Origin of the sequence: Burkholderia sp. BCC1208, assembly GCF_902833095.1 — a bacterium.
Classification (GTDB): Bacteria; Pseudomonadota; Gammaproteobacteria; order Burkholderiales; family Burkholderiaceae; genus Burkholderia.
Genome location: NZ_CADFDY010000002.1, coordinates 345,769 through 365,614, shown reverse-complemented (window position 1 = coordinate 365,614; position 19,846 = coordinate 345,769). Strand labels below are relative to the sequence as shown.

15 protein-coding genes are annotated in these 19,846 nt (G+C 66.7%); 12 read left to right on the top strand and 3 right to left on the bottom strand.

Annotation, left to right across the window (positions count from 1 at the left end; all coding sequences use genetic code 11):
• Positions 1-29: 29 nt before the first annotated feature.
• The 9 genes from trpB (at position 30) to HWX09_RS06425 (ending at position 9,978) form a co-directional block, all read left to right on the top strand.
• Positions 30-1,223, top strand: coding sequence for a tryptophan synthase subunit beta (trpB, locus tag HWX09_RS06465; RefSeq protein WP_027782627.1), 1,194 nt, complete (start codon positions 30-32; stop codon positions 1,221-1,223).
• A 9-nt stretch (positions 1,224-1,232) separates the two neighbouring features.
• Complete coding sequence (locus tag HWX09_RS06460) at positions 1,233-2,084, top strand: site-specific DNA-methyltransferase (protein ID WP_027782628.1); 852 nt, start codon at positions 1,233-1,235, stop codon at positions 2,082-2,084.
• Positions 2,085-2,125: 41 nt separating this feature from the next.
• Complete coding sequence (trpA, locus tag HWX09_RS06455) at positions 2,126-2,941, top strand: tryptophan synthase subunit alpha (RefSeq protein ID WP_027782629.1); 816 nt, start codon at positions 2,126-2,128, stop codon at positions 2,939-2,941.
• Positions 2,942-3,005: 64 nt separating this feature from the next.
• On the top strand, positions 3,006-3,878 hold the full coding sequence (accD, locus tag HWX09_RS06450) for an acetyl-CoA carboxylase, carboxyltransferase subunit beta (RefSeq protein ID WP_027782630.1): 873 nt from the start codon (positions 3,006-3,008) through the stop codon (positions 3,876-3,878).
• A 387-nt stretch (positions 3,879-4,265) separates the two neighbouring features.
• Positions 4,266-5,576 carry a bifunctional tetrahydrofolate synthase/dihydrofolate synthase gene (gene folC, locus HWX09_RS06445; RefSeq protein WP_027782631.1) on the top strand — a complete coding sequence of 437 codons (1,311 nt, stop codon included), beginning with the start codon at positions 4,266-4,268 and terminating at the stop codon, positions 5,574-5,576.
• Between the two features lie 29 nt (positions 5,577-5,605).
• Complete coding sequence (locus HWX09_RS06440; RefSeq protein WP_027782632.1) at positions 5,606-6,442, top strand: SPOR domain-containing protein; 837 nt, start codon at positions 5,606-5,608, stop codon at positions 6,440-6,442.
• 7 nt (positions 6,443-6,449) lie between these two features.
• Complete coding sequence (locus HWX09_RS06435; RefSeq protein WP_027782633.1) at positions 6,450-6,944, top strand: CvpA family protein; 495 nt, start codon at positions 6,450-6,452, stop codon at positions 6,942-6,944.
• Between the two features lie 51 nt (positions 6,945-6,995).
• The gene (gene purF / locus HWX09_RS06430) at positions 6,996-8,528 is read left to right on the top strand and encodes an amidophosphoribosyltransferase (RefSeq protein ID WP_027782634.1); all 1,533 of its coding nucleotides are present in this window, start codon (positions 6,996-6,998) and stop codon (positions 8,526-8,528) included.
• Between the two features lie 259 nt (positions 8,529-8,787).
• On the top strand, positions 8,788-9,978 hold the full coding sequence (locus HWX09_RS06425) for an O-succinylhomoserine sulfhydrylase (RefSeq protein ID WP_027782635.1): 1,191 nt from the start codon (positions 8,788-8,790) through the stop codon (positions 9,976-9,978).
• Positions 9,979-10,078: 100 nt separating this feature from the next.
• Here HWX09_RS06425 and HWX09_RS06420 read toward each other — a convergent pair whose 3' ends face one another.
• From HWX09_RS06420 to HWX09_RS06410, 3 genes are read right to left on the bottom strand one after another with little or no spacing between them, the layout of a single operon-like run.
• Positions 10,079-11,044 (bottom strand): NAD-dependent epimerase/dehydratase family protein, encoded by a 966-nt coding sequence (locus HWX09_RS06420; protein ID WP_027782636.1) that lies wholly within the window; start codon positions 11,042-11,044, stop codon positions 10,079-10,081.
• A complete protein-coding gene (gene gmd, locus HWX09_RS06415) occupies positions 11,031-12,077 on the bottom strand; it encodes a GDP-mannose 4,6-dehydratase (protein ID WP_027782637.1) in 1,047 nt (348 codons plus the stop codon). The genes HWX09_RS06420 and gmd overlap by 14 nt, the downstream gene beginning before the upstream one ends.
• A gap of 35 nt (positions 12,078-12,112) precedes the next feature.
• Positions 12,113-13,177, bottom strand: a complete 1,065-nt coding sequence (locus HWX09_RS06410; protein ID WP_027782638.1) for an acyltransferase — start codon at positions 13,175-13,177, stop codon at positions 12,113-12,115.
• 469 nt (positions 13,178-13,646) lie between these two features.
• On the opposite strand from HWX09_RS06410, the gene HWX09_RS06405 reads away from it, so the two are divergent.
• The 3 genes from HWX09_RS06405 to HWX09_RS06395 are packed head-to-tail and all read left to right on the top strand — an operon-like array spanning position 13,647 to position 19,820.
• Positions 13,647-15,839: a hypothetical protein gene (locus HWX09_RS06405; protein WP_027782639.1), complete on the top strand. Its 2,193-nt coding sequence runs from the start codon at positions 13,647-13,649 to the stop codon at positions 15,837-15,839.
• Between the two features lie 49 nt (positions 15,840-15,888).
• Positions 15,889-17,355, top strand: a complete 1,467-nt coding sequence (locus HWX09_RS06400) for a flippase (RefSeq protein WP_027782640.1) — start codon at positions 15,889-15,891, stop codon at positions 17,353-17,355.
• The gene (locus HWX09_RS06395; RefSeq protein ID WP_027782641.1) at positions 17,352-19,820 is read left to right on the top strand and encodes a glycosyltransferase family 4 protein; all 2,469 of its coding nucleotides are present in this window, start codon (positions 17,352-17,354) and stop codon (positions 19,818-19,820) included. The genes HWX09_RS06400 and HWX09_RS06395 overlap by 4 nt, the downstream gene beginning before the upstream one ends.
• Positions 19,821-19,846 lie beyond the last annotated feature (26 nt).

The window sequence follows — 19,846 nt, the reverse complement described above, 5'->3', positions numbered from 1 at the left end:
GGGCGCACCGACCGATCGAGAGAGACACCATGTACAACCTTCCTGATGATCGCGGCCATTTCGGCCCGTATGGCGGCGTGTTCGTCGCCGAGACGCTGATTCACGCGCTGGACGAACTGCGCGCCGCGTATGAAAAGTTCCAGAACGATCCCGACTTCGTCGCCGAATTCGAGCGCGAGCTGAAGTATTTCGTCGGCCGCCCGTCGCCGATCTATCACGCGCAGCGCTGGAGCGAGATGCTCGGCGGCGCGCAGATCTACCTGAAGCGCGAAGACCTGAACCACACGGGCGCGCACAAGATCAACAACGTGATCGGCCAAGCGCTGCTCGCGAAGCGCATGGGCAAGAAGCGCGTGATCGCGGAAACCGGCGCCGGCCAGCACGGCGTCGCGACCGCGACGATCTGCGCGCGCTTCGGGATGGAGTGCGTGGTCTACATGGGCTCGGAGGACGTGCGCCGGCAGGCCGCGAACGTCTACCGGATGAAGTTGCTCGGCGCGACGGTCGTGCCGGTCGAATCGGGTTCGCGCACGCTGAAGGACGCGCTCAACGAGGCGATGCGCGACTGGGTCACGAACATCGAAAGCACGTTCTACATCATCGGCACGGTCGCGGGCCCGCACCCGTACCCGATGATGGTGCGCGACTTCCAGCGCGTGATCGGCGACGAGTGCAAGGTGCAGATGCCCGAGCTCGCAGGCCGGCAGCCGGACGCGGTGATCGCCTGCGTCGGCGGCGGGTCGAACGCGATGGGCATCTTCTATCCGTACATCGACGATCGATCGGTGCAGCTGATCGGCGTCGAAGCGGCCGGCGACGGCCTCGACACGGGCCATCACGCGGCATCGCTGATCGCCGGCAGCCCGGGCGTGCTGCACGGCAACCGTACGTATCTGCTGCAGGACGACAACGGCCAGATCATCGAGACGCATTCGGTGTCGGCGGGCCTCGACTATCCGGGCGTCGGCCCCGAACACGCATGGCTGAAGGACAGCGGCCGCGCGCAGTACGTGCCGATCACCGACGAGGAAGCGCTGAAGGCATTCCACGACTGCTGCCGGATCGAGGGGATCATTCCCGCGCTCGAGTCGAGCCACGCGATCGCGTATGGCGTGAAGCTCGCGCCGACGTTGCCGAAGGACAAGCTCCTGCTCGTCAACCTGTCGGGCCGCGGCGACAAGGACATGCACACGGTCGCCGAGCGATCGGGCATCGAGCTCTGACCCCCACCGATGCGTGACCTGATCGAAGAGCCGGGCGGCGGCGCCGCGAGCGAGGCGGAGGCGGTTCAGCCCGCCGCCGCCGTGCCGCGCGTGCTGCCGCCCGGTATCGAACTGCACAACCGCGATTTCCTGACCGATGCCGTGCACCTGCCGGATGCGTCGATCGACCTGATCGTCGCCGATCCGCCGTACGGGCTCGGCAAGGACTACGGCAACGACTCGGACAAGCGTTCGGGCGACGATTTCCTCGCGTGGACGCGCGAGTGGCTCGAGCTCGCGATTCCGAAGCTCAAGCCGAGCGGGTCGATGTACATCTTCTGCACGTGGCAGTACGCGCCGGAAATCTTCAGTTTCCTGAAGACGCAGCTCACGATGGTCAACGAGATCATCTGGGACCGGCGCGTGCCGAGCATGGGCGGCACGACGCGCCGTTTCACGTCGGTGCACGACAACATCGGCTTTTTCGCGGTTTCCAGGGCGTATTACTTCGATCTCGATCCGGTCCGCATCCCGTACGACGCCGACACGAAGAAGGCCCGCTCGCGCAAGCTGTTCGAAGGCAGCAAGTGGCTGGAGATGGGCTACAACCCGAAGGACGTCTGGTCGGTCTCGCGCCTGCACCGGCAGCACGCGGAGCGCGTCGATCATCCGACCCAGAAGCCGCTGGAAATCATCGAGCGGATGGTGCTCGCGAGCTGCCCGCCGGGCGGCCGCGTGCTCGATCCGTTCATGGGCAGCGGCACGACCGCGGTGGCCTGCGCACGGCAGGGGCGCGACTTCGTCGGCTACGAGATCAACGAAAGTTATTGCGCGATCGCGCACGAGCGCGTGAACGCGCTCGCCGCACCGGCGTGCGCGTGAGTCGCGCCGCCGCGTTGCCGATCGCCTCAAGGAAAATTGCCATGTCCCGTATTCAGCAGACCTTCGCCGCGCTTGCCGAACAAGGCCGTAAGGGCCTGATCCCGTTCATCACGGCCGGCGATCCCGATCCCGCGAAAACCGTCGAATTCATGCACGCGCTCGCCGCGGGCGGCGCGGACGTGATCGAACTCGGCGTGCCGTTCTCGGACCCGATGGCCGACGGCCCCGTGATCCAGCGCTCGTCGGAACGCGCGCTCGCGCGCGGCGTCACGTTGAAGAGCGTGCTCGCCGACGTGAAGCGTTTTCGCGAAACCGACCCCAAAACGCCCGTCGTGCTGATGGGCTATGCGAATCCGATCGAACGGATGGGCGTCGACGCGTTCGCGGCCGAAGCGCACGCGGCCGGCGTCGACGGCGTGCTGGTGGTCGACTATCCGCCTGAAGAGGCGGGGGTGTTCGCGGAAAAGATGCGCGCCGCGCAGATCGATCCGATCTTCCTGCTCGCGCCCACGTCGACCGACGAACGCATCGCCGACGTCGGCAAGATCGCGAGCGGCTACGTGTATTACGTGTCGCTCAAGGGTGTGACCGGCGCGGGAAATCTGGATGTTTCGAGCATTGCAGGTAAAATCCCGGCCATCAAGTCGCGCGTGCCGGTTCCGGTGGGTGTCGGCTTCGGTATCCGCGACGCCGAAACGGCGCGCGCGGTGGCCGAGGTATCGGACGCCGTCGTGATCGGCAGCCGCCTCGTGCAGCTGCTCGAAAGCGCTGCGCCGGAAGGTGCCGCGGCCGCGCTGCAGGCCTTCATTGCCGAGCTGCGCGCCGCGCTGGACGGCGCGGGCAAGACGGCCGCCTAAACAACAGATGAAAGCGGGCCCGGGTGCATGTCGCCCGGCCCGCCACGGAACAGGAAACCATACGATGAGCTGGCTCGACAAACTGTTGCCGCCGAAGATCAAGCAGACCGACCCGAAAAGCCGCAAGGGCATTCCGGAAGGCCTGTGGGTCAAGTGCCCGTCCTGCGAGGCCGTTCTCTATCGCAACGACGTGGACGCGAACCTGCACGTGTGCCCGAAGTGCGATCACCACATGCGCATCGGCGCACGCGAGCGTCTCGACGGGCTGCTCGATCCGGAAGGCCGCTACGAGATCGGCCAGGAAATCGTGCCGGTCGACTCGCTGAAGTTCAAGGACAGCCGCAAGTACCCCGATCGTCTGAAGGAAGCGATGGACGAAACCGGCGAGACCGACGCGATGGTCGTGATGGGCGGAGCGATCCACACGTTGCCGGTCGTGGCAGCCTGCTTCGAGTTTTCGTTCATGGGCGGCTCGATGGGTTCGGTCGTCGGCGAGCGCTTCGCGCGCGGCGCGCAGAACGCGCTGGAACAGCACGTGCCGTTCATCTGCTTCACCGCATCGGGCGGCGCACGGATGCAGGAAAGCCTGCTGTCGCTGATGCAGATGGCCAAGACCACCGCGATGCTGACCAAGCTGGCCGAAGCGAAGCTGCCGTTCATCTCGGTGCTGACCGACCCGACGATGGGCGGCGTGTCGGCGAGCTTCGCGTTCCTCGGCGACGTCGTGATCGCCGAGCCGAAGGCGCTGATCGGCTTCGCCGGGCCGCGCGTGATCGAGCAGACGGTCCGCGAGAAGCTGCCGGAAGGCTTCCAGCGCGCCGAATTCCTGCTGAAGACGGGCGCGATCGACATGATCATCGACCGCCGCAAGATGCGCGACGAGATCGCGCAATTGCTCGCGCTGCTGCAGCGACAGCCGGCCGACGCGCTGGCTTGACCGGCGCAAGGTTGTGAACTCCGCGCGTCGCCTGGCTTCAGCTAGGGCCTGTTCACGCTAATAATGGGCTTGCGCTGGCCCCCAGAAGGGCCGAGCGCGAGGATTGCGACGAAGCGAATACTCGACGTATTCGCGAGGAGCATGACGCGGCGATCGGCCCTTCTGGGGGCCAGCCCCACGAATGCATTTTTCTAAACAGGGGAACGTGCCTTTGCGCCCGCATGGCGGCGTCGTTCGTCGTTGCAATAGCAACGGCTATTGCGCCTCCTCACTCCTTGCCCTGCGGGCGCAAAGGCACGTTCGCAAGCCCGTTATTAGCGTGAACAGGCCCTAGGCGGCGCGCTTCGTTTTTTGGCGTAGTGGCCGTACCGATCCTGATTTGATCCGATGAGCACTTTTACCACTCTCGAAGCGTGGCTTTCGCATCTCGAACGCGCGCACCCGGTCGGCATCGACATGGGCTTGACCCGCATCGGGCAGGTCAAGGCGGCGCTGCAGCTCGAATTCGCGTGCCCCGTGATCACCGTCGGCGGCACGAACGGCAAGGGCTCGACCTGCGCATTCCTCGAGACGATTCTCGTGCGTGCGGGCTACAAGGTCGGCTGCCACACGTCGCCGCACCTGCTCGAATTCAACGAGCGCGCACGGGTGAACGGGCAGAACGTGACCGACGACGAACTGCTGCCGCACTTCGAGGCCGTCGAAGCCGCGCGCACGTCGCTGGCCGAGCCCGTATCGCTCACGTATTTCGAATTCACGACGCTCGCGATCCTCCACCTGTTCGCGGCGCGCGGGCTTGACGCGGTGATTCTCGAAGTCGGCCTCGGCGGCCGGCTCGATGCGGTCAACATCATCGATACCGATTGCGCGATCGTCACGAGCATCGACATCGACCACACCGAATACCTTGGCGACACGCGCGAGAAGATCGCGTTCGAGAAGGCCGGGATCTTCCGCGCGGGCAAGCCGGCGATCTGCGGCGATCCGGCCGCGCCGCAGACGCTGATCGACCACGCCGAAGCGATCGGCGCCGATCTGTGGCTCGTCGGCCGCGATTTCCGCTACGAGGCGCAGGCGGGCGCCGAGCGCCAGCAATGGAGCTACCTCGGCCGCGAGAAGCGCTATCCGGCACTCGCGTATCCGGCGCTGCGCGGCGCGAATCAGCTGATCAACGCGTCGGCCGCGCTCGCCGCGCTCGAGGCGCTGCGCCCGCTGCTGCCGGTGTCCGCGCAGGACATCCGGCTCGGGCTGGCGAACGTCGAGCTGCCGGGGCGCTTCCAGGTGCTGCCCGGCAAGCCGGCCATCGTGCTCGACGTCGCGCACAATCCGCATGCGTCGGCCGTGCTCGAGCAGAACCTCGGCAACATGGGCTTCTTCCCTTACACGTACGCGGTGTTCGGCGCGATGCACGACAAGGACATCGACGGCGTGCTGCAGCACCTGAAGGGCGAGATCGACCACTGGTGCGTGACCGACCTGCCGCTGCCGCGCGCGGCCTCCGCGGAGCAGCTCGAAGCCGCGCTGCGCAAGGCCGGCGTGGAGGAGGGGCCCGATTCGAGCGTGACGCGTTACGCGTCGCCCGCGGAAGCGTTTCGCGATGCACTAAAAAGAGCATCCGAGAATGATAGAATCGTGGTTTTCGGCAGTTTCCATACGGTTGCCGGCGTGCTGGCCTACCGTAAATCGCAGCAACACTGACTGACGGGCAGTTTCGGATTCAGCCATTCATGGGAATTTTCTCGTTCGGCAAAAAAGACGACGACGCGCCTCCGCGGCGCGGCGGTCGCACCGGGGCCTCCCGGAACGTGCGCACGGAGCGCACTGAACGCGTCGAGCGACGCTCGCGCCGCACCGAGCGTCCGGAATCGGACGCACTGCTCCTCGATCCGACCCTTCCAGAAAAGCAACGCGCGCGCCGTCGCCTCGTCGGCGCGATCGCGCTCGTCGTGGCCGCGGTGATCGTGCTGCCGATGGTGCTCGATTCGCACCCGAAGCCGGTCACCGACGACATCGCGATCGACATCCCGAACCGGCCCGCCCACCAGGCGGTCGCGCCGCGCGACGACGATGTGTCCGACGTGCAGGCAGGCGTCGCGCACGACGAACCGCCGGCCTCCGACACGGCCGTTGCGGCCGCACCGGCGCCCGCGCCGAAGGATGCCGCCAAGCCGGCCGCGAAACCCGATACGACCGCCACGGCGAGCGTGACGCCGCCGAAGCCCGCGCCGAAGCCGGCTGCTCCCGCGGCGAAACCGGCCGCGCCGAAGCCTGCGCCCGCAACCGTCGCGAATGCCGACGCCGCCAGCCCGGACAGCGGCGACGCATCGTCGCCGGCATCGCCGGCCGGTGCGCGCTTCGCGGTGCAGCTCGGTTCGTTCAAGGACGACGCGACGGCCCGTTCGTGGGCGACCAAGTTGAAATCGGCGGGTGTGCCCGCATATGTCGAGCATCGCAAGCAGGCAGACGGCAGCACGGCTACACTGTTGCGTGCCGGCCCGTTCGCGGATCGCTCGGCGGCCTCCGCCGCGATCGCGAAGGTGCGCGAAGCCGGTCTGACGCAGTAAGGCCACGATGCTGACGGCTTTCGACTACGCTGTATTGGCGGTGATCGTGTTGTCGGCGCTGCGCGGCGCGTGGCGCGGCTTCGTGTCCGAGATTTTCGGGCTGATCGGCTGGATCGCGGCGATCGTGATCGCGGGCCGCTACGTCGGGCTGGTCGTGCCGTACATTCCGGCGAACTGGCCGGGCGGTGCGCTGACGCAGTGGGTGATCGCCTTCGCGTTGCTCGTGATCGGCGTCGTGCTGGTCGCCGGCGTGGCGAATGCGCTGCTGTCGCGGATCGCGCAGGCGAGTGGCCTGGGCGGCGTCGACCGCTCGCTGGGCATGATGTTCGGGCTGGTGCGCGGCTGCGTGCTGGTGGTGCTGCTGGTCGCGGCGGCCGGGCTGACCGAACTGCCCAAACAGGATTTCTGGCGCAATGCGCTATTGCGTCCTTTTGCCGAACAGGGCGTGCACGAGCTGAAGCAGCTCCTGCCCGACGGCATGGCCCAGTACGTACGCGTGTGACGACGCGGCCGGGCAGGACGGAACCGATTTTGTCATCTTGAAGGACATGCCATGTGCGGCATCGTAGGCGTTATCTCCCAATCCCCGGTCAATCAGCTGATCTATGACAGCCTGCTGCTGCTGCAGCATCGCGGTCAGGACGCGGCGGGCATTGCGACGGCGGACGGCAGCAATTTCCACATGTACAAGGCGAACGGCATGGTGCGCGACGTGTTCCGCACGCGCAACATGCGCAGTCTGCCCGGCACCTACGGCATCGGCCAGGTGCGCTACCCGACGGCCGGCTCGGCGTCGAGCGAGGCCGAGGCGCAGCCGTTCTACGTGAACGCACCGTTCGGGATCATCCTCGCGCACAACGGCAACCTGACGAACTGGCAGCAATTGAAGGACGAGATGTTCCGGATCGACCGCCGGCACATCAACACCAACTCCGACAGCGAAGTGCTGCTCAACGTGTTCGCGCACGAGCTGCAACTGTCGACCACGGGCCTCGAGCTCGATCCGGCGTCCGTGTTCAAGGCGGTTTCGGGCGTGCATCGCCGCCTGCAGGGTTCGTACGCGATCGTGTCGCTGATCGCCGGCTACGGCCTGCTCGCGTTCCGCGATCCGTTCGGCATCCGTCCGCTGTGCATCGGCAAGCTCGAGACCGAAAACGGCACCGAATGGATGGTCGCGTCGGAGTCGGTGGCGGTCGAAGGCATCGGTTTCGAATTCGTACGTGACCTGGAGCCGGGCGAAGCGATCTTCATCGACAAGGCCGGCAACTTCCACAGCCAGCAGTGCGCGGAGAACCCGACGCTGAATCCGTGCATGTTCGAATACGTGTATCTCGCCCGTCCGGATTCGTGCCTCGACGGCGTGCCGGTCTACAACGTGCGCCTGCGCATGGGCGACTATCTCGCCGAGAAGATCAAGCGCGAACTGCCGAACGTGCCGATCGACGTCGTGATGCCGATTCCCGATTCGTCGCGCCCGGCCGCGATGCAGGTCGCCGCGAAGCTTGGCGTCGAGTATCGCGAAGGCTTCTTCAAGAACCGCTACGTCGGCCGGACGTTCATCATGCCGGGGCAGGCCGTGCGCAAGAAGTCGGTGCGCCAGAAGCTCAACGCGATGAGCATCGAGTTCAAGGACAAGAACGTGCTGATCGTCGACGATTCGATCGTGCGCGGCACGACCTCGCACGAAATCGTGCAGATGGCGCGCGATGCGGGCGCGAAGTCGGTGATCTTCGCGTCGGCGGCGCCGCCCGTGAAGTTCCCGAACGTGTACGGCATCGACATGCCGACGCGTGGCGAGCTCGTCGCGCACGGCCGCACCGACGAGGAAGTCGCGAAGATCATCGGCGCCGACCACCTGATCTACCAGGACGTCGACGATCTGCGCCGCGCGGTGCGCGACATCAACCCGAAGCTCGAGCACTTCGAGGCGTCGTGCTTCGACGGCAACTACATCACCGGCGCCGTGACGCCCGAGTATCTCGATGCGATCGAGCGCGCGCGCCTCACGCCGGCGTCGCAGGCCGATCGCGACACGGCCGGCGAAACCGAGCGTTCGCAGATGAACCTGCAACTGTCGGTGGAGTAACGCCGGCGCACGCTTTTATCGAGGCGTGATAGGATGTGGCCTTGCGTCGATTTGATATCAGCTTGCGGACGCGGGGCAACTTCCCAAAACAGCTAAAGCGAAGGCCGGCGGCAGCCGGCCCGAGTCGATCGCTGTCGTACCGCACCGAAGCCCGCTGATGCCGACGCATAGCGGGCTTTTTGTTTTTGGCCTGGGTTTTGACCGGGTCCGCGCCTCATGCATGACCGTCGGCGCGGCCATCGAATACGGAAAACGGAACATGGACGACTCCCTCAACTTCGACACGCTTGCCGTGCGCGCGGGCACGCTGCGCAGCGACTTCAACGAGCATTCGGAAGCGCTGTTCCTCACGTCGAGCTTCTGCTTCTCGAGCGCGGCTGAAGCTGCCGAGCGCTTCGCGAATTCGGAAGACTATTTCACCTACTCGCGCTTCACGAATCCGACCGTCACCATGTTCCAGGAGCGTCTCGCCGCGCTCGAGGGCGGCGAGGCGTGCATCGCGACGGCGTCGGGCATGGCCGCGATCATGTCGGTCGTGATGTCCGCGCTGCAGGCGGGCGACCACCTCGTCAGCTCGCGCAGCCTGTTCGGCTCGACGCTCGGGATGTTCTCGCAGATCTTCAGCAAGTTCGGGATCACGACGACCTTCGTCGATCCGACCGACCTGAACGCGTGGCAGGAAGCCGTGCGGCCGGAAACGAAGATGTTCTTCCTCGAGACGCCGTCGAACCCGCTGACCGAGCTCGCCGATATCGAAGCGATCGGCAAGATCGCGAAGGCCGCGAATGCATTGTTCGTCGTCGACAACTGTTTCTGCAGCCCGGTGCTGCAGCAGCCGCTGAAGCTCGGCGCGGACGTCGTGATGCACTCGGCGACGAAATTCCTCGACGGGCAGGGCCGCGTGCTCGGCGGCGCGCTGGTCGGCTCGAAGGAATTCATCATGGGCAAGGTGTTCCCGTTCGTGCGCAGCGCGGGCCCGACGTTGTCGGCCTTCAACGCGTGGGTGCTGCTGAAGGGAATGGAGACGCTGTCGCTGCGCGTCGAGAAGCAATCGGCGAACGCGCTGGAGATCGCGCGCTGGCTCGACTCGCATCCGGCGGTGGCGCGCGTGTTCTATCCCGGGCTCGAATCGCATCCGCAGCATGAACTCGCGAAGCGCCAGCAGAAGGCGGGCGGCGCGATCGTGTCGTTCGAACTGAAGGGCGACACGCCCGAGCAGCAGCGCGCGAACGCATGGCGCGTGATCGACGGCACCCGGCTGGTGTCGATCACCGGTAACCTGGGCGACACGCGCACGACGATCACGCATCCGGCCACCACGACGCACGGCCGCATCACGCCGGAAGCGCGTGCGGCGGCGGGGATCACCGAGGGGCTGATCCGCCTCGCGGTCGGCCTCGAGCACGCAGCCGACATTCGCAACGATCTGGCGCGCGGTCTGGGCGGCTGATCGATACAGCCGATGTTCGTCGCTCGGCATCAATGAAACGGGCCGCTCGAGAGAGCGGCCCGTCGTCGTTTTGGCGCATGCCGTCGCGCGTGTTTCCCGTTCAGCCAGCGGCGTGCCCGTGCGGTGCGGCACGCATCGCGTCCACCATCCATCGCAGCGTTTCGTCGAGCGGCGTGACAGGTAATTCGCCCACCGCGCGCCGCAGCTTGTCGCGCGACCCACTCAGGCTTTTCACTTCATTGTGTCGCACGAAACGCGGATCGATCGTCACGTCGATCACGTAGCCGGCGATGCGCGACAGCATCGCCAGCACTTCCTTCAGCGAATACGCGCGCTCCGAGCAGACGTTGAACGTCTCGCCGGCCGGCGCGGCTTCGACCAGCTTCAGATAGGCGGCCGTCACGTCGCGCACGTCGGAGAAATCGCGGCTCACGTCGAGGTTGCCGAGCGAGATCCGCGGTGCGTTGGACGCGTAGTGCGCGACGAGCTTCGGCAGCAGATACGCGTCGCTCTGGCCGACGCCCGTGTAGTTGAACGGCCGCGCGATCACGATCGGGAGCCGGTCGGCCCATAGCTTCGCCGCATATTCCATCGCGAGCTTGCTGACCGCGTAGTCGTTCGCCGGGGCAGGCACGACGGCTTCGTCGAGCACGCCGGCCGTCGAGTTGCCGTAGATGTTCGCGCTGCTTGCCAGCAGCACGGCCGACGGGCGGCGGTCGAGGCCGGCGAGCGCCGCCAGCAGGTTGCGCGTACCGACGATGTTGACCGCGTAGGTTTGCGACGGCTCGTCCTGGGCGACATGCGCGCGCGCGGCGAGATGCACGACCGCGTCGGGTCGTGCGTCGGCCGCGGCTGCGCGCATTGCCTCCGTGTCGAGCAGATCGACGGGCAGCAGCGTGCAGTGTGCGAACGCCGGATCGGCCGGGTGGGGCGTGCCGGGCGCGACCGTGCCCCAGACGTCATAGCCGGCCGCCTGCAGGCGTTCGGCCATGTAGCGACCGGTGAAGCCCGTCAGGCCCGTGACGAATGCACGGCGCGACGGACTCCCGGTTTCAGAACGTGTCATGGTGTTGGTTCCGCGTCAAATCCGCTTCGACCATCATCTGGCAAAGTTGTTCGAGCGTCGTCTTGGGTGCCCAGCCAAGTTTGCTTTTCGCCTTGTCCGCGCAGCCGATCAGCAGGTCGACTTCGGCCGGGCGGTAGAACTTCGGGTTCACTTCGACGAGCACGTTGCCGGTCGATGCGTCGAGGCCACGCTCCTGCTCGCCCTTGCCGGTCCATTCGATCTGGTAGCCGGCCGCCGCGAACGCCATCCGCACGAAGTCGCGCACGGTTTCGGTCCGGTTGGTTGCCAGCACGTAGGTGTCGGGCTCGTCGGCCTGCAGCATCCGCCACATTCCTTCGACGTATTCGAGCGCGAAGCCCCAGTCGCGTTTCGCGTCGAGGTTGCCGAGTTCGAGGCGCGTCGCCTTGCCCAGCTTGATCTTCGCGATCGTGTCGGTGATCTTGCGCGTGACGAATTCCCGGCCGCGCAGCGGCGATTCGTGGTTGAACAGAATCCCGCTGCTGCCGAACAGGCCGTACGATTCGCGGTAGTTCACGGTCATCCAGTGTGCGTACAGTTTCGCGACGCCGTACGGGCTGCGCGGATAGAACGCCGTGGTTTCCGTTTGCGGAATGGCCTGGACCTTGCCGAACATCTCGGACGTCGACGCCTGGTAGAAGCGCGTCTTCGGGCTCACGACGCGAATCGCCTCGAGCAGGTTCAGCGGGCCGATGCCGGTCACTTCGGCGGTCGTCGCCGGCTGGTCGAACGACACGCCGACGAAGCTTTGCGCGGCGAGGTTGTAGAGCTCGTCCGGCTGCGTGCGTTCGAGCAGGCGCAGGCTCGAACCGGCGTCGGTCAGGTCGTGTTCGACGAGCGTCAGGTTCGGGTGCGTGTCGACGCCCAGTTCGGCGATACGCCAGAAATTCACCGAGCTGGTGCGGCGGTAGGTGCCGGTGACCTCGTAGCCCTTGTCGAGCAGCAGTTTGGTCAGGTACGCACCGTCTTGCCCCGAAATTCCGGTGATGATGGCCTTTTTACGAGTTTGGCTCATGGCGTTGTCCTGGTAGAAGCGATGGATGATGAAATTCAGGCGGTCGTGCCGGCGGCAGCCGGCACCGCGCGGCGCGCAGGCCCGCGCGTCAGGCGCCGTTCGAAGCCGTACCAGCTCAGGGTCGCGTAAGCGAGCGTGATCGCCAGCGCGAGCGCGGCCGTGACGAAGCGGTTCAGGTGCAGCGGCCACAGCGCGTACAGCACGCTCAGGTGGATCAGGTAGACGGTGTAGCTGACGGTGCCGACGTAGACGAGCAGCGGGTTCGTCAGCACGCGCTGCACGAGGCCGCGGCCGCGCAGCGCGATCACGACGATCGACGTGCACAGCAGCAGCGAGATGCTGTAGAGCGCCGCATTCGACATCGGCGTGTTCGCCGCACGAAAGCGCGGGAACGACAGGTGCAGCCAGCCGAGGATCGCCAGCGACACGAGCGCGCCGACGATCGCGAGCGGATAGAACGGCTCCAGCGCGCGCCGGTCGCGGCGCAGCATGATCGCGAGCAAGGCGCCGGCCGCGAGCAGGTCCATCCGGAACGGCGTCAGGTAGTAGATCGGCCAGAACGAATCGAACCACGGCGTCGCGATCGCGCGCAGCACCGGTGCCGCGACGATCAGCGCGGCGGCGACCCACAGCAGCGCGCGCTCCGAGCACCAGAGCACGACGAACGGCCAGAAGATGTAGAACTGCTCCTCGACCGCGAGCGACCACAGCACGTTCAGGCTGTCATGGCCGATGCTGCCGAGCGACAGCCCGATATTGGTCGAGAAGAACGCGAACCACGGCCAGTGCGGCAGCCAGCTCGCGCCGAACAGCAGCGTCGACACCACCAGCAGCAGTACGTACGGCGGCAGGATGCGGCGCACGCGCCGCGCATAGAAGTGGCTGAAGTACGACTGCCCGCGCGCCTTGCGATCGAGCAGGATGCCGGTGATCAGCAGGCCGCTCAGCACGAAGAACAGATCGACGCCCATCCAGAGCGGCGCCTTCAGTGCGTGCTGCAGGAACACGGCGCCCACGGCGATCGCGCGCAGCCCGTCGAGCTGGACGATGCGGCCGTGTTGCGGCGGGGCGAGGTCGGCGGGGCGCGACAGGGCCGTCATCGCGCGGCTCCTTCACGACCCGCATCCGATGCGTGTACGTATTGCATGCCTTTAAATGGAATATGGAATCGAAATCGATTCTAGGGAAAATAAATCGGTAAAAAAACGCGCGACATTTATCCGCCGACAAATATCAAAATGCCGTTTATTACGGTCGCGTGATGAAAGGTTGGCGCCCGGGCGGCCGCGACAGGCGGCGCGGAGCGGAATTTTCTACATGGCAGTGGCTGAAAGGCGGTCGTTATTGCCGTTTCCGGACGTCATTTACACCCTGTTCCGGTTCGATATTTCAGGCGGAAACATCCCCAAATATTTCCAAATTTCTTGTGATTATTTTTGCTTGTAACCTGCATCGCGACGTTTGAAACCCATTTAGCGACAGGGCGCGGCCGCGGGCGATCCGTGGCGGCGCCGGCCGCTGTTGCATCGAGTCTGGAGAAGCGCATTGCGACGTCTGATTCTGGTTGGCATGACGGTATGCGCGGCGCTGCTGACGAGCGCCGTGCCGGCCGAAACGGTGTTGCCCGCGACGACGTCGTGGATCGGCAACACGTTCGGCTATGGCGACGGTACATGGACGCAGATCGACATCCGCGCGATCGCGGTGACGCCCGAGGGCAAGGTGTATACGAATGCGCCGTGGGACGAGAGCGGCGCCGAGGCGAGCGTCTACCAGGACGGGAAGATGCTCGGCTTCGCGGGCGGCACGCACGGCTGGGGCAATCTCGGCGGCAACGCGATCGCGGTGAACGGCAAGTACGCGTATGTCGCGATCGGCGTGGGCAACGAGCGCGGCCACCTGCAGTCGCCCGGCATCTGGCCGGACAAGGGCAAGCAATGGTTCGGCATCTCGCGGCGCACGATCGGCGACATGAAGCAGCCCGCGCCGTTTCGCGCGTCGCCGCAGGTCGCGCCGGGTGGCCGCGCCGATGCCGGCCGCGCGCGGATGGCCGCGAGCTTCATGATGATGAACGAGGTGCCGGCGCCCGCACGTTCGGAAGTGGGCGACGCGAAGGCGGAAGTGGGCGGCCTCGCGGCCGACGACAAGACGCTGTTCGCGACCAATCCGTCGCGCGACGTGGTGGATGTGTATGACGCGGAGACGATGCAGCAGAAGGGCACGTGGAGCGCGCACGAGCCGGGCCGCATCGCGCTCGCGGGCGACGGCACGCTGTGGCTGCTGACCGATACGCTGGGCGGTCCCGCGCATCTCGTGCACGTGCGGGCCGACGGCCGCAAGATCGAGGACGCGCCGGCGCTGCCGGAAGGCACCGACGCGGTGGACGTGGCGGTCGATGCGAAAGGGCGCGTGCTGGTCGCGGACAACGGGCCGCGCCAGCAGATCCTGATCTTCTCGAAAGGCGGCAAGGGTTATGCGCAGTCGGGCACGCTCGGCGAGCGCGGCGGCATCTTCGCGGGCCCGGTGCCGGGCCGGCCCGGGCCGCAGCGCTTCAACGGGCTGACGGGCGTCGGCGTCGACCGTGCCGGCAACATCTATGTGTCGATGAACGGGATCGGGCCGCGCCACGACACGATCGGCGCGGGGCTCGGCGCGGTGCTGGAAAGCTACACGCCGGACGGCAAGCTGCGCTGGCAGGTGCAGGGGCTGCTGTTCGTCGATGGCGCGTGGCTCGACCCGGCGCGGCCGAACAGCGTGTACACGGGCAACAAGCGCTTCGAGCTCGACCTGTCGAAGCCGCCGGGCCAGGACTGGAAATACGTCGGCTTCCTGTCGAACCGCTTCAAGTATCCGGACGATCCGGTGTTCCACACGGACCAGTATCCGGGCATGCCGATCGCGCGGCGCGTCGACGGCCGTACGTTCCTGTACCTGACCGACATGTACGCCGATCACCTGAAGATCTACCGCTTCGACGCGAAGCGCGACGGCGAGGTCGCGATTCCGTCCGGCCTGATCGCGGGCCGTGCGCGGCCGGTCGACAAGGTGCCGAACAAGCCGCCGGGCGGCGACTGGCTGTGGCGCGACGCGAACGGCAACGGCCGGATCGATGCCGACGAGTCCGAGATCAACACGACCGGCAAGGCGAAGGCGGGCGGCTGGGGCTGGTGGGTCGACACGAAGGGCGACATCTGGCGCACGAGCGACGTGCGCGGCATCCACCGCTTCCAGTACGGCGGCGTCGACAAGGCCGGCAACCCGATCTACTCGTACGACAAGGTCACGACCTACCCGATGCCGCAGCCGTTCACGCAGTTGCGCCGGGCGATCTACGAGCCGCAGACCGACACGCTGTACGTGACCGGCTATACGGCCGACGCGCCGCCGCAGCCGGGCATCAACAAGGAAGTGGGGCGCGTGCTGATCCGCTTCGACAAGTGGTCGACGGGCTCGCCGGTCGTGCGCTACCAGGTGGCGCTGCCGTGGAAGCTCGATGCGAAGCCGATCTTCGACCTGATCGGGATCACGGTCGAGGGCCGCTACATCTTCACCGTGGAGCCGGTCGGCAAGATCCACGTGTACGACAAGGACACCGGCAAGGAAGTGGGCGTGATGAGCCCGGGCGCCGAGGTCGGCAAGGCCTCCGGCTGGGTCGACGTGCCCTTCGGCATCAGCGCATTCCGGCGCGAGAACGGCGAATACCTCGTGTTCGTCGAGGAAGACGCGCGCGGCAAGGTGCTGATGTATCGCTGGAAACCGTGACGGGCGGCGCGCGGCTCACGACATCGTCGCCGTCACACAAGGCACAAGCATGGACAAAGGCATACTCAAGAACGTTTCGATCAACTTCATCGGGCTGATCCTGCCGACCTTCGTGTCGCTGGTGACGGTGCCCGCCTATATCCATGCGCTCGGCGTCGAACGCTACGGCGTCGTCAGCCTCGTATGGACGCTGATCGGCTATTTCGGGATCCTCGATCTCGGGATGAGCATGGCCGCGCAGAACCATATCTCGAAGGCGCTCGCCAGCGGCAACGCCGACGAAAGCGCGCGCGTGTTCTGGAGCGCGTTCTGGCTGAATCTCGGCACGGGGATCGCGGGCGGGCTGCTGATCTACTTCGGCGCGTTCGTCTACACCGCGTATTTCACGAAGGTGTCGGCCGCGATGCAGCACGAGGTGTATCTGGCGCTGCCGTGGCTCGCGCTCGCGATTCCGCTCGCGAACGTGTCGTGGGTGTTCGCCGGCGCGATCAATGGCGCCGAACGGTTCGGCGTGTTCAACACGAACCAGACGATCGGTACGTTCCTGTTCCAGCTGCTGCCGCTCGGCGCCGCGTGGTGGATCGCGCCGAACCTGCAGACGGTGCTCGCCGCGGCCGTCGTCGCTCGGCTGATCGCCGCGGTGATGCTCGGTCACGCAAGCATCAAGGTGCTCGGGATCCGGCGCATCGACCCGCCGCAGTGGGGCACCGCGAAAGGGCTGTTCAACTTCGGCGGCTGGATGCTGATCGCGAGCATGACGAGCATGATCGCCGACACGCTCGATCGCGTGATGCTCGGCGCCGGCATGGGCGCGAAGTTCGTCACCTACTACACGGTGCCGCAGAACCTCGTCACGCGCCTGAACATGCTGCCGAACGCGCTGGTGCGCACGCTGTTCCCGCGCTTGTCGGCAGTCGGCCGCGACCATGCCGACACGCTCGCGCGCCAGTCGCTCGAATTCCTGAACGGCGTGTTCACGCCGGTCGGCATCGTCGCGATCTTCGCGCTCGCGCCGTTCCTCACGCTGTGGGTGGGCGCCGATCTCGCCGCGCATTCGGCGCCGGTGGGCCGCGTGCTGGTGATCAGCGTGTGGCTCGTCGGCCAGGCGAGCGTCACGCGCATCCTGATCCAGTCGCAGGTCAACCCGGCCCGTGCGGCATTTGCCGGGCTCGTCGAGATGCCGTTCTTCGTCGGCGGCCTGTGGTTCGGCATTCATCACTTCGGGCTGATCGGCGCGGCGGTGGTCGTCGCGGCGCGCGCGCTCGTCGACTACGGCGTGCTGCTGTACCTGTCGGCGATCCGGATGCGCGCGATCGTGCTCGACATGCTCGCCCATCTCGCCTTCCTGCTCGCTAGCCTGTTTCTGGCGCAGGCGTGGTCGGGGCTCGGCGAGTCGATCGGCATGTGCGCGGTCGTGCTGGTGCTGAACGTCGCGTGGTCGCTCACGATGACGCCGGGGCTGCGCGCGCTCGTGCGCGACCTGTTTGTCCGTCTCAATGCGAGGAAAACCGTATGAATCGCGATCTGGCGGAACACGCCGTATTGAATCTCGCCACGGCCGATGCCGCCGTGGCCCACGCGGGCGATGCCGCCGCGCTGCACCGCGCGGTGCCGGCCGAGCGCGCCGGCGCGCGGCAACCGGCGCGCGCGCTGCGCGTGGCGATCGTCCACGACTGGCTCGTCACCTATGCGGGCGCCGAGCGCGTGCTCGAACAGATCGTCGCGTGCTTTCCCGACGCGGACCTGTTCAGCCTCGTCGATTTCCTCGACGACCGCGCGTTCGTGCGCGGCAAGCGGGTGACGACGTCCTTCATCCAGAAGCTGCCGTTCGCACGTACCAAGTACCGCAGCTACCTGCCGCTGATGCCGCTCGCGATCGAGCAGCTCGACGTGTCCGAGTACGATCTCGTGATCTCGAGCAGCCACGCGGTCGCGAAGGGCGTGCTGACCGGGCCGGACCAGGTGCACATCAGCTACGTGCATTCACCGATCCGCTATGCGTGGGATTTGCAGCACCAGTATCTGGAACAGTCGAACCTCACGCACGGGCCGAAATCGCTGCTCGCGCGGATGATCCTGCACTACATCCGCAACTGGGATACGCGTACCGCGAACGCGGTGGACGGCTTCGTCGCGAACTCCGCGTTCATCGCGCGGCGCATCAAGAAGGTCTACCATCGCGACGCGGCGGTGATCTTCCCGCCGGTCGACGTCGACGCGTTCTCGCTGAACGCGGTGAAGGAGGACTTCTACCTGACCGCGTCGCGGATGGTGCCGTACAAGAAGATCGACCTGATCGTCGAAGCGTTTTCGCGCACGCCCGAGCGCAAGCTCGTCGTGATCGGCGACGGCCCCGAGATGCAGAAGATCCGCGCGAAGGCCGGCCCGAACGTCGAGATCATGGGCTACCAGCCGTTCGCGGTGCTGCACGACCGGATGCGGCGCGCGAAGGCGTTCGTGTTCGCGGCCGAGGAGGATTTCGGGATCTCGGTCGTCGAGGCGCAGGCGTGCGGCACGCCGGTCATCGCGTACGGCAAGGGCGGTGCGCTCGAAACGGTGCTCGACCCGCAATCGAGCCCGAATCCGACCGGTCTCTTCTTCGACGAACAGACGCCGCACGCCGTCGTCGCGGCCGTCGACGACTTCGAGCGCGCACCGCAGCGCTTCACGCCGAACGCCTGCCGCGCGAACGCGGAGCGGTTTTCCGCCGATACGTTCCGGCAGCGCTTCCTCGACTACGTGGAGCAGGCGCTGCCCGGCTCGACCGCGCAGCGCGGCACCGCCGCCCCGATGCCGGCCGCGCGCGGCCCGGCGACGCTCGTGCTCGACCAGAGCGGCGTGCTCGGCGGCGCGGAGCTGTCGCTGCTCGAGATCATGAAGCACATGCGCGCGAACGCCGACGTGCTGCTGTTCGACGACGGCCCGTTCCGCGCGGCGCTCGACGAGATCGGCGCGCGCGTCGACGTGGTCGAGCAGGGCGCGCTCGCGGGCGTGCGCAAGCAGGGCGGCGTGTCGTTCGGCGCGGTGAAGCAGCTCGTGCGGCTGGTGCGCGACGTCGCCCGGCGCGCGCGCCGCGCCGAGGTGATCTATGCGAACACGCAACGCGCGATGGTGGTCGCCGCGCTCGCCGGGCGGCTTGCGCGCAAGCCGGTGGTCTGGCACCTGCGCGACATCGTCAGCACCGACCATTTCGGCGGCAAGCAGCTACGGGCGATCAAGTACTGCGCGCGGTTCGGCATCACGCGCGTGATCGCGAACTCCGACGCATCCGCGCAGGCGTTCCGCGCGCTGACGGGTTTCACGCCGCAGCACGTCGACGTCGTGTTCAACGGCATTTCGGCCGAACCGTTCGATGCACTGGAAGGCGTGAGCCAGGCCGCGCTGCGCGCGCGTCTCGGGTTGCCCACGGACGCCTGGCTGGTCGGCTCGTTCAGCCGTCTCGCGCGCTGGAAGGGGCAGCACGTGCTGCTGGAGGCCGCCGAGCGGCATCCCGACATGCACGTGGTGCTGGTCGGCGCGCCGCTGTTCGGCGAGGACGAGTATGCGGCGCAACTGCACGAATACGTCGCGCAGCACGGGATGGACGAACGCGTGCATTTCCTCGGGTTCCAGCGCGACGTGGCCGCGTGCATGACGGCGGTCGACGTCGTCGCGCATACGTCGATCACGCCGGAGCCGTTCGGGCGCGTGATCGTCGAGGGGATGCTCGCGCGCCGGCCGGTCGTCGCGGCCCGCGCGGGCGGCGTCGTCGAGATCATCGAGGACGGCGACAACGGGCTGCTCTGCGAGCCGGGCAACGCGGCCGCGCTGGCCGATGCGCTGGCGGCGCTCAAGCGCGATCGCGCGCTGCGCGAGCGGCTCGTCGCGAGCGGGCGTGCGACCGCGGTGCGCCGGTTCGGGACCGAAACCTACGTGGAGCGGGTCGAGAAGATCCTCTCGGATACCGCCAAGGCCGCCAAGGCTGCGAAGGCGAAGAAGTAGCGGCAACGGTCGGCGCGAGCCGGCGG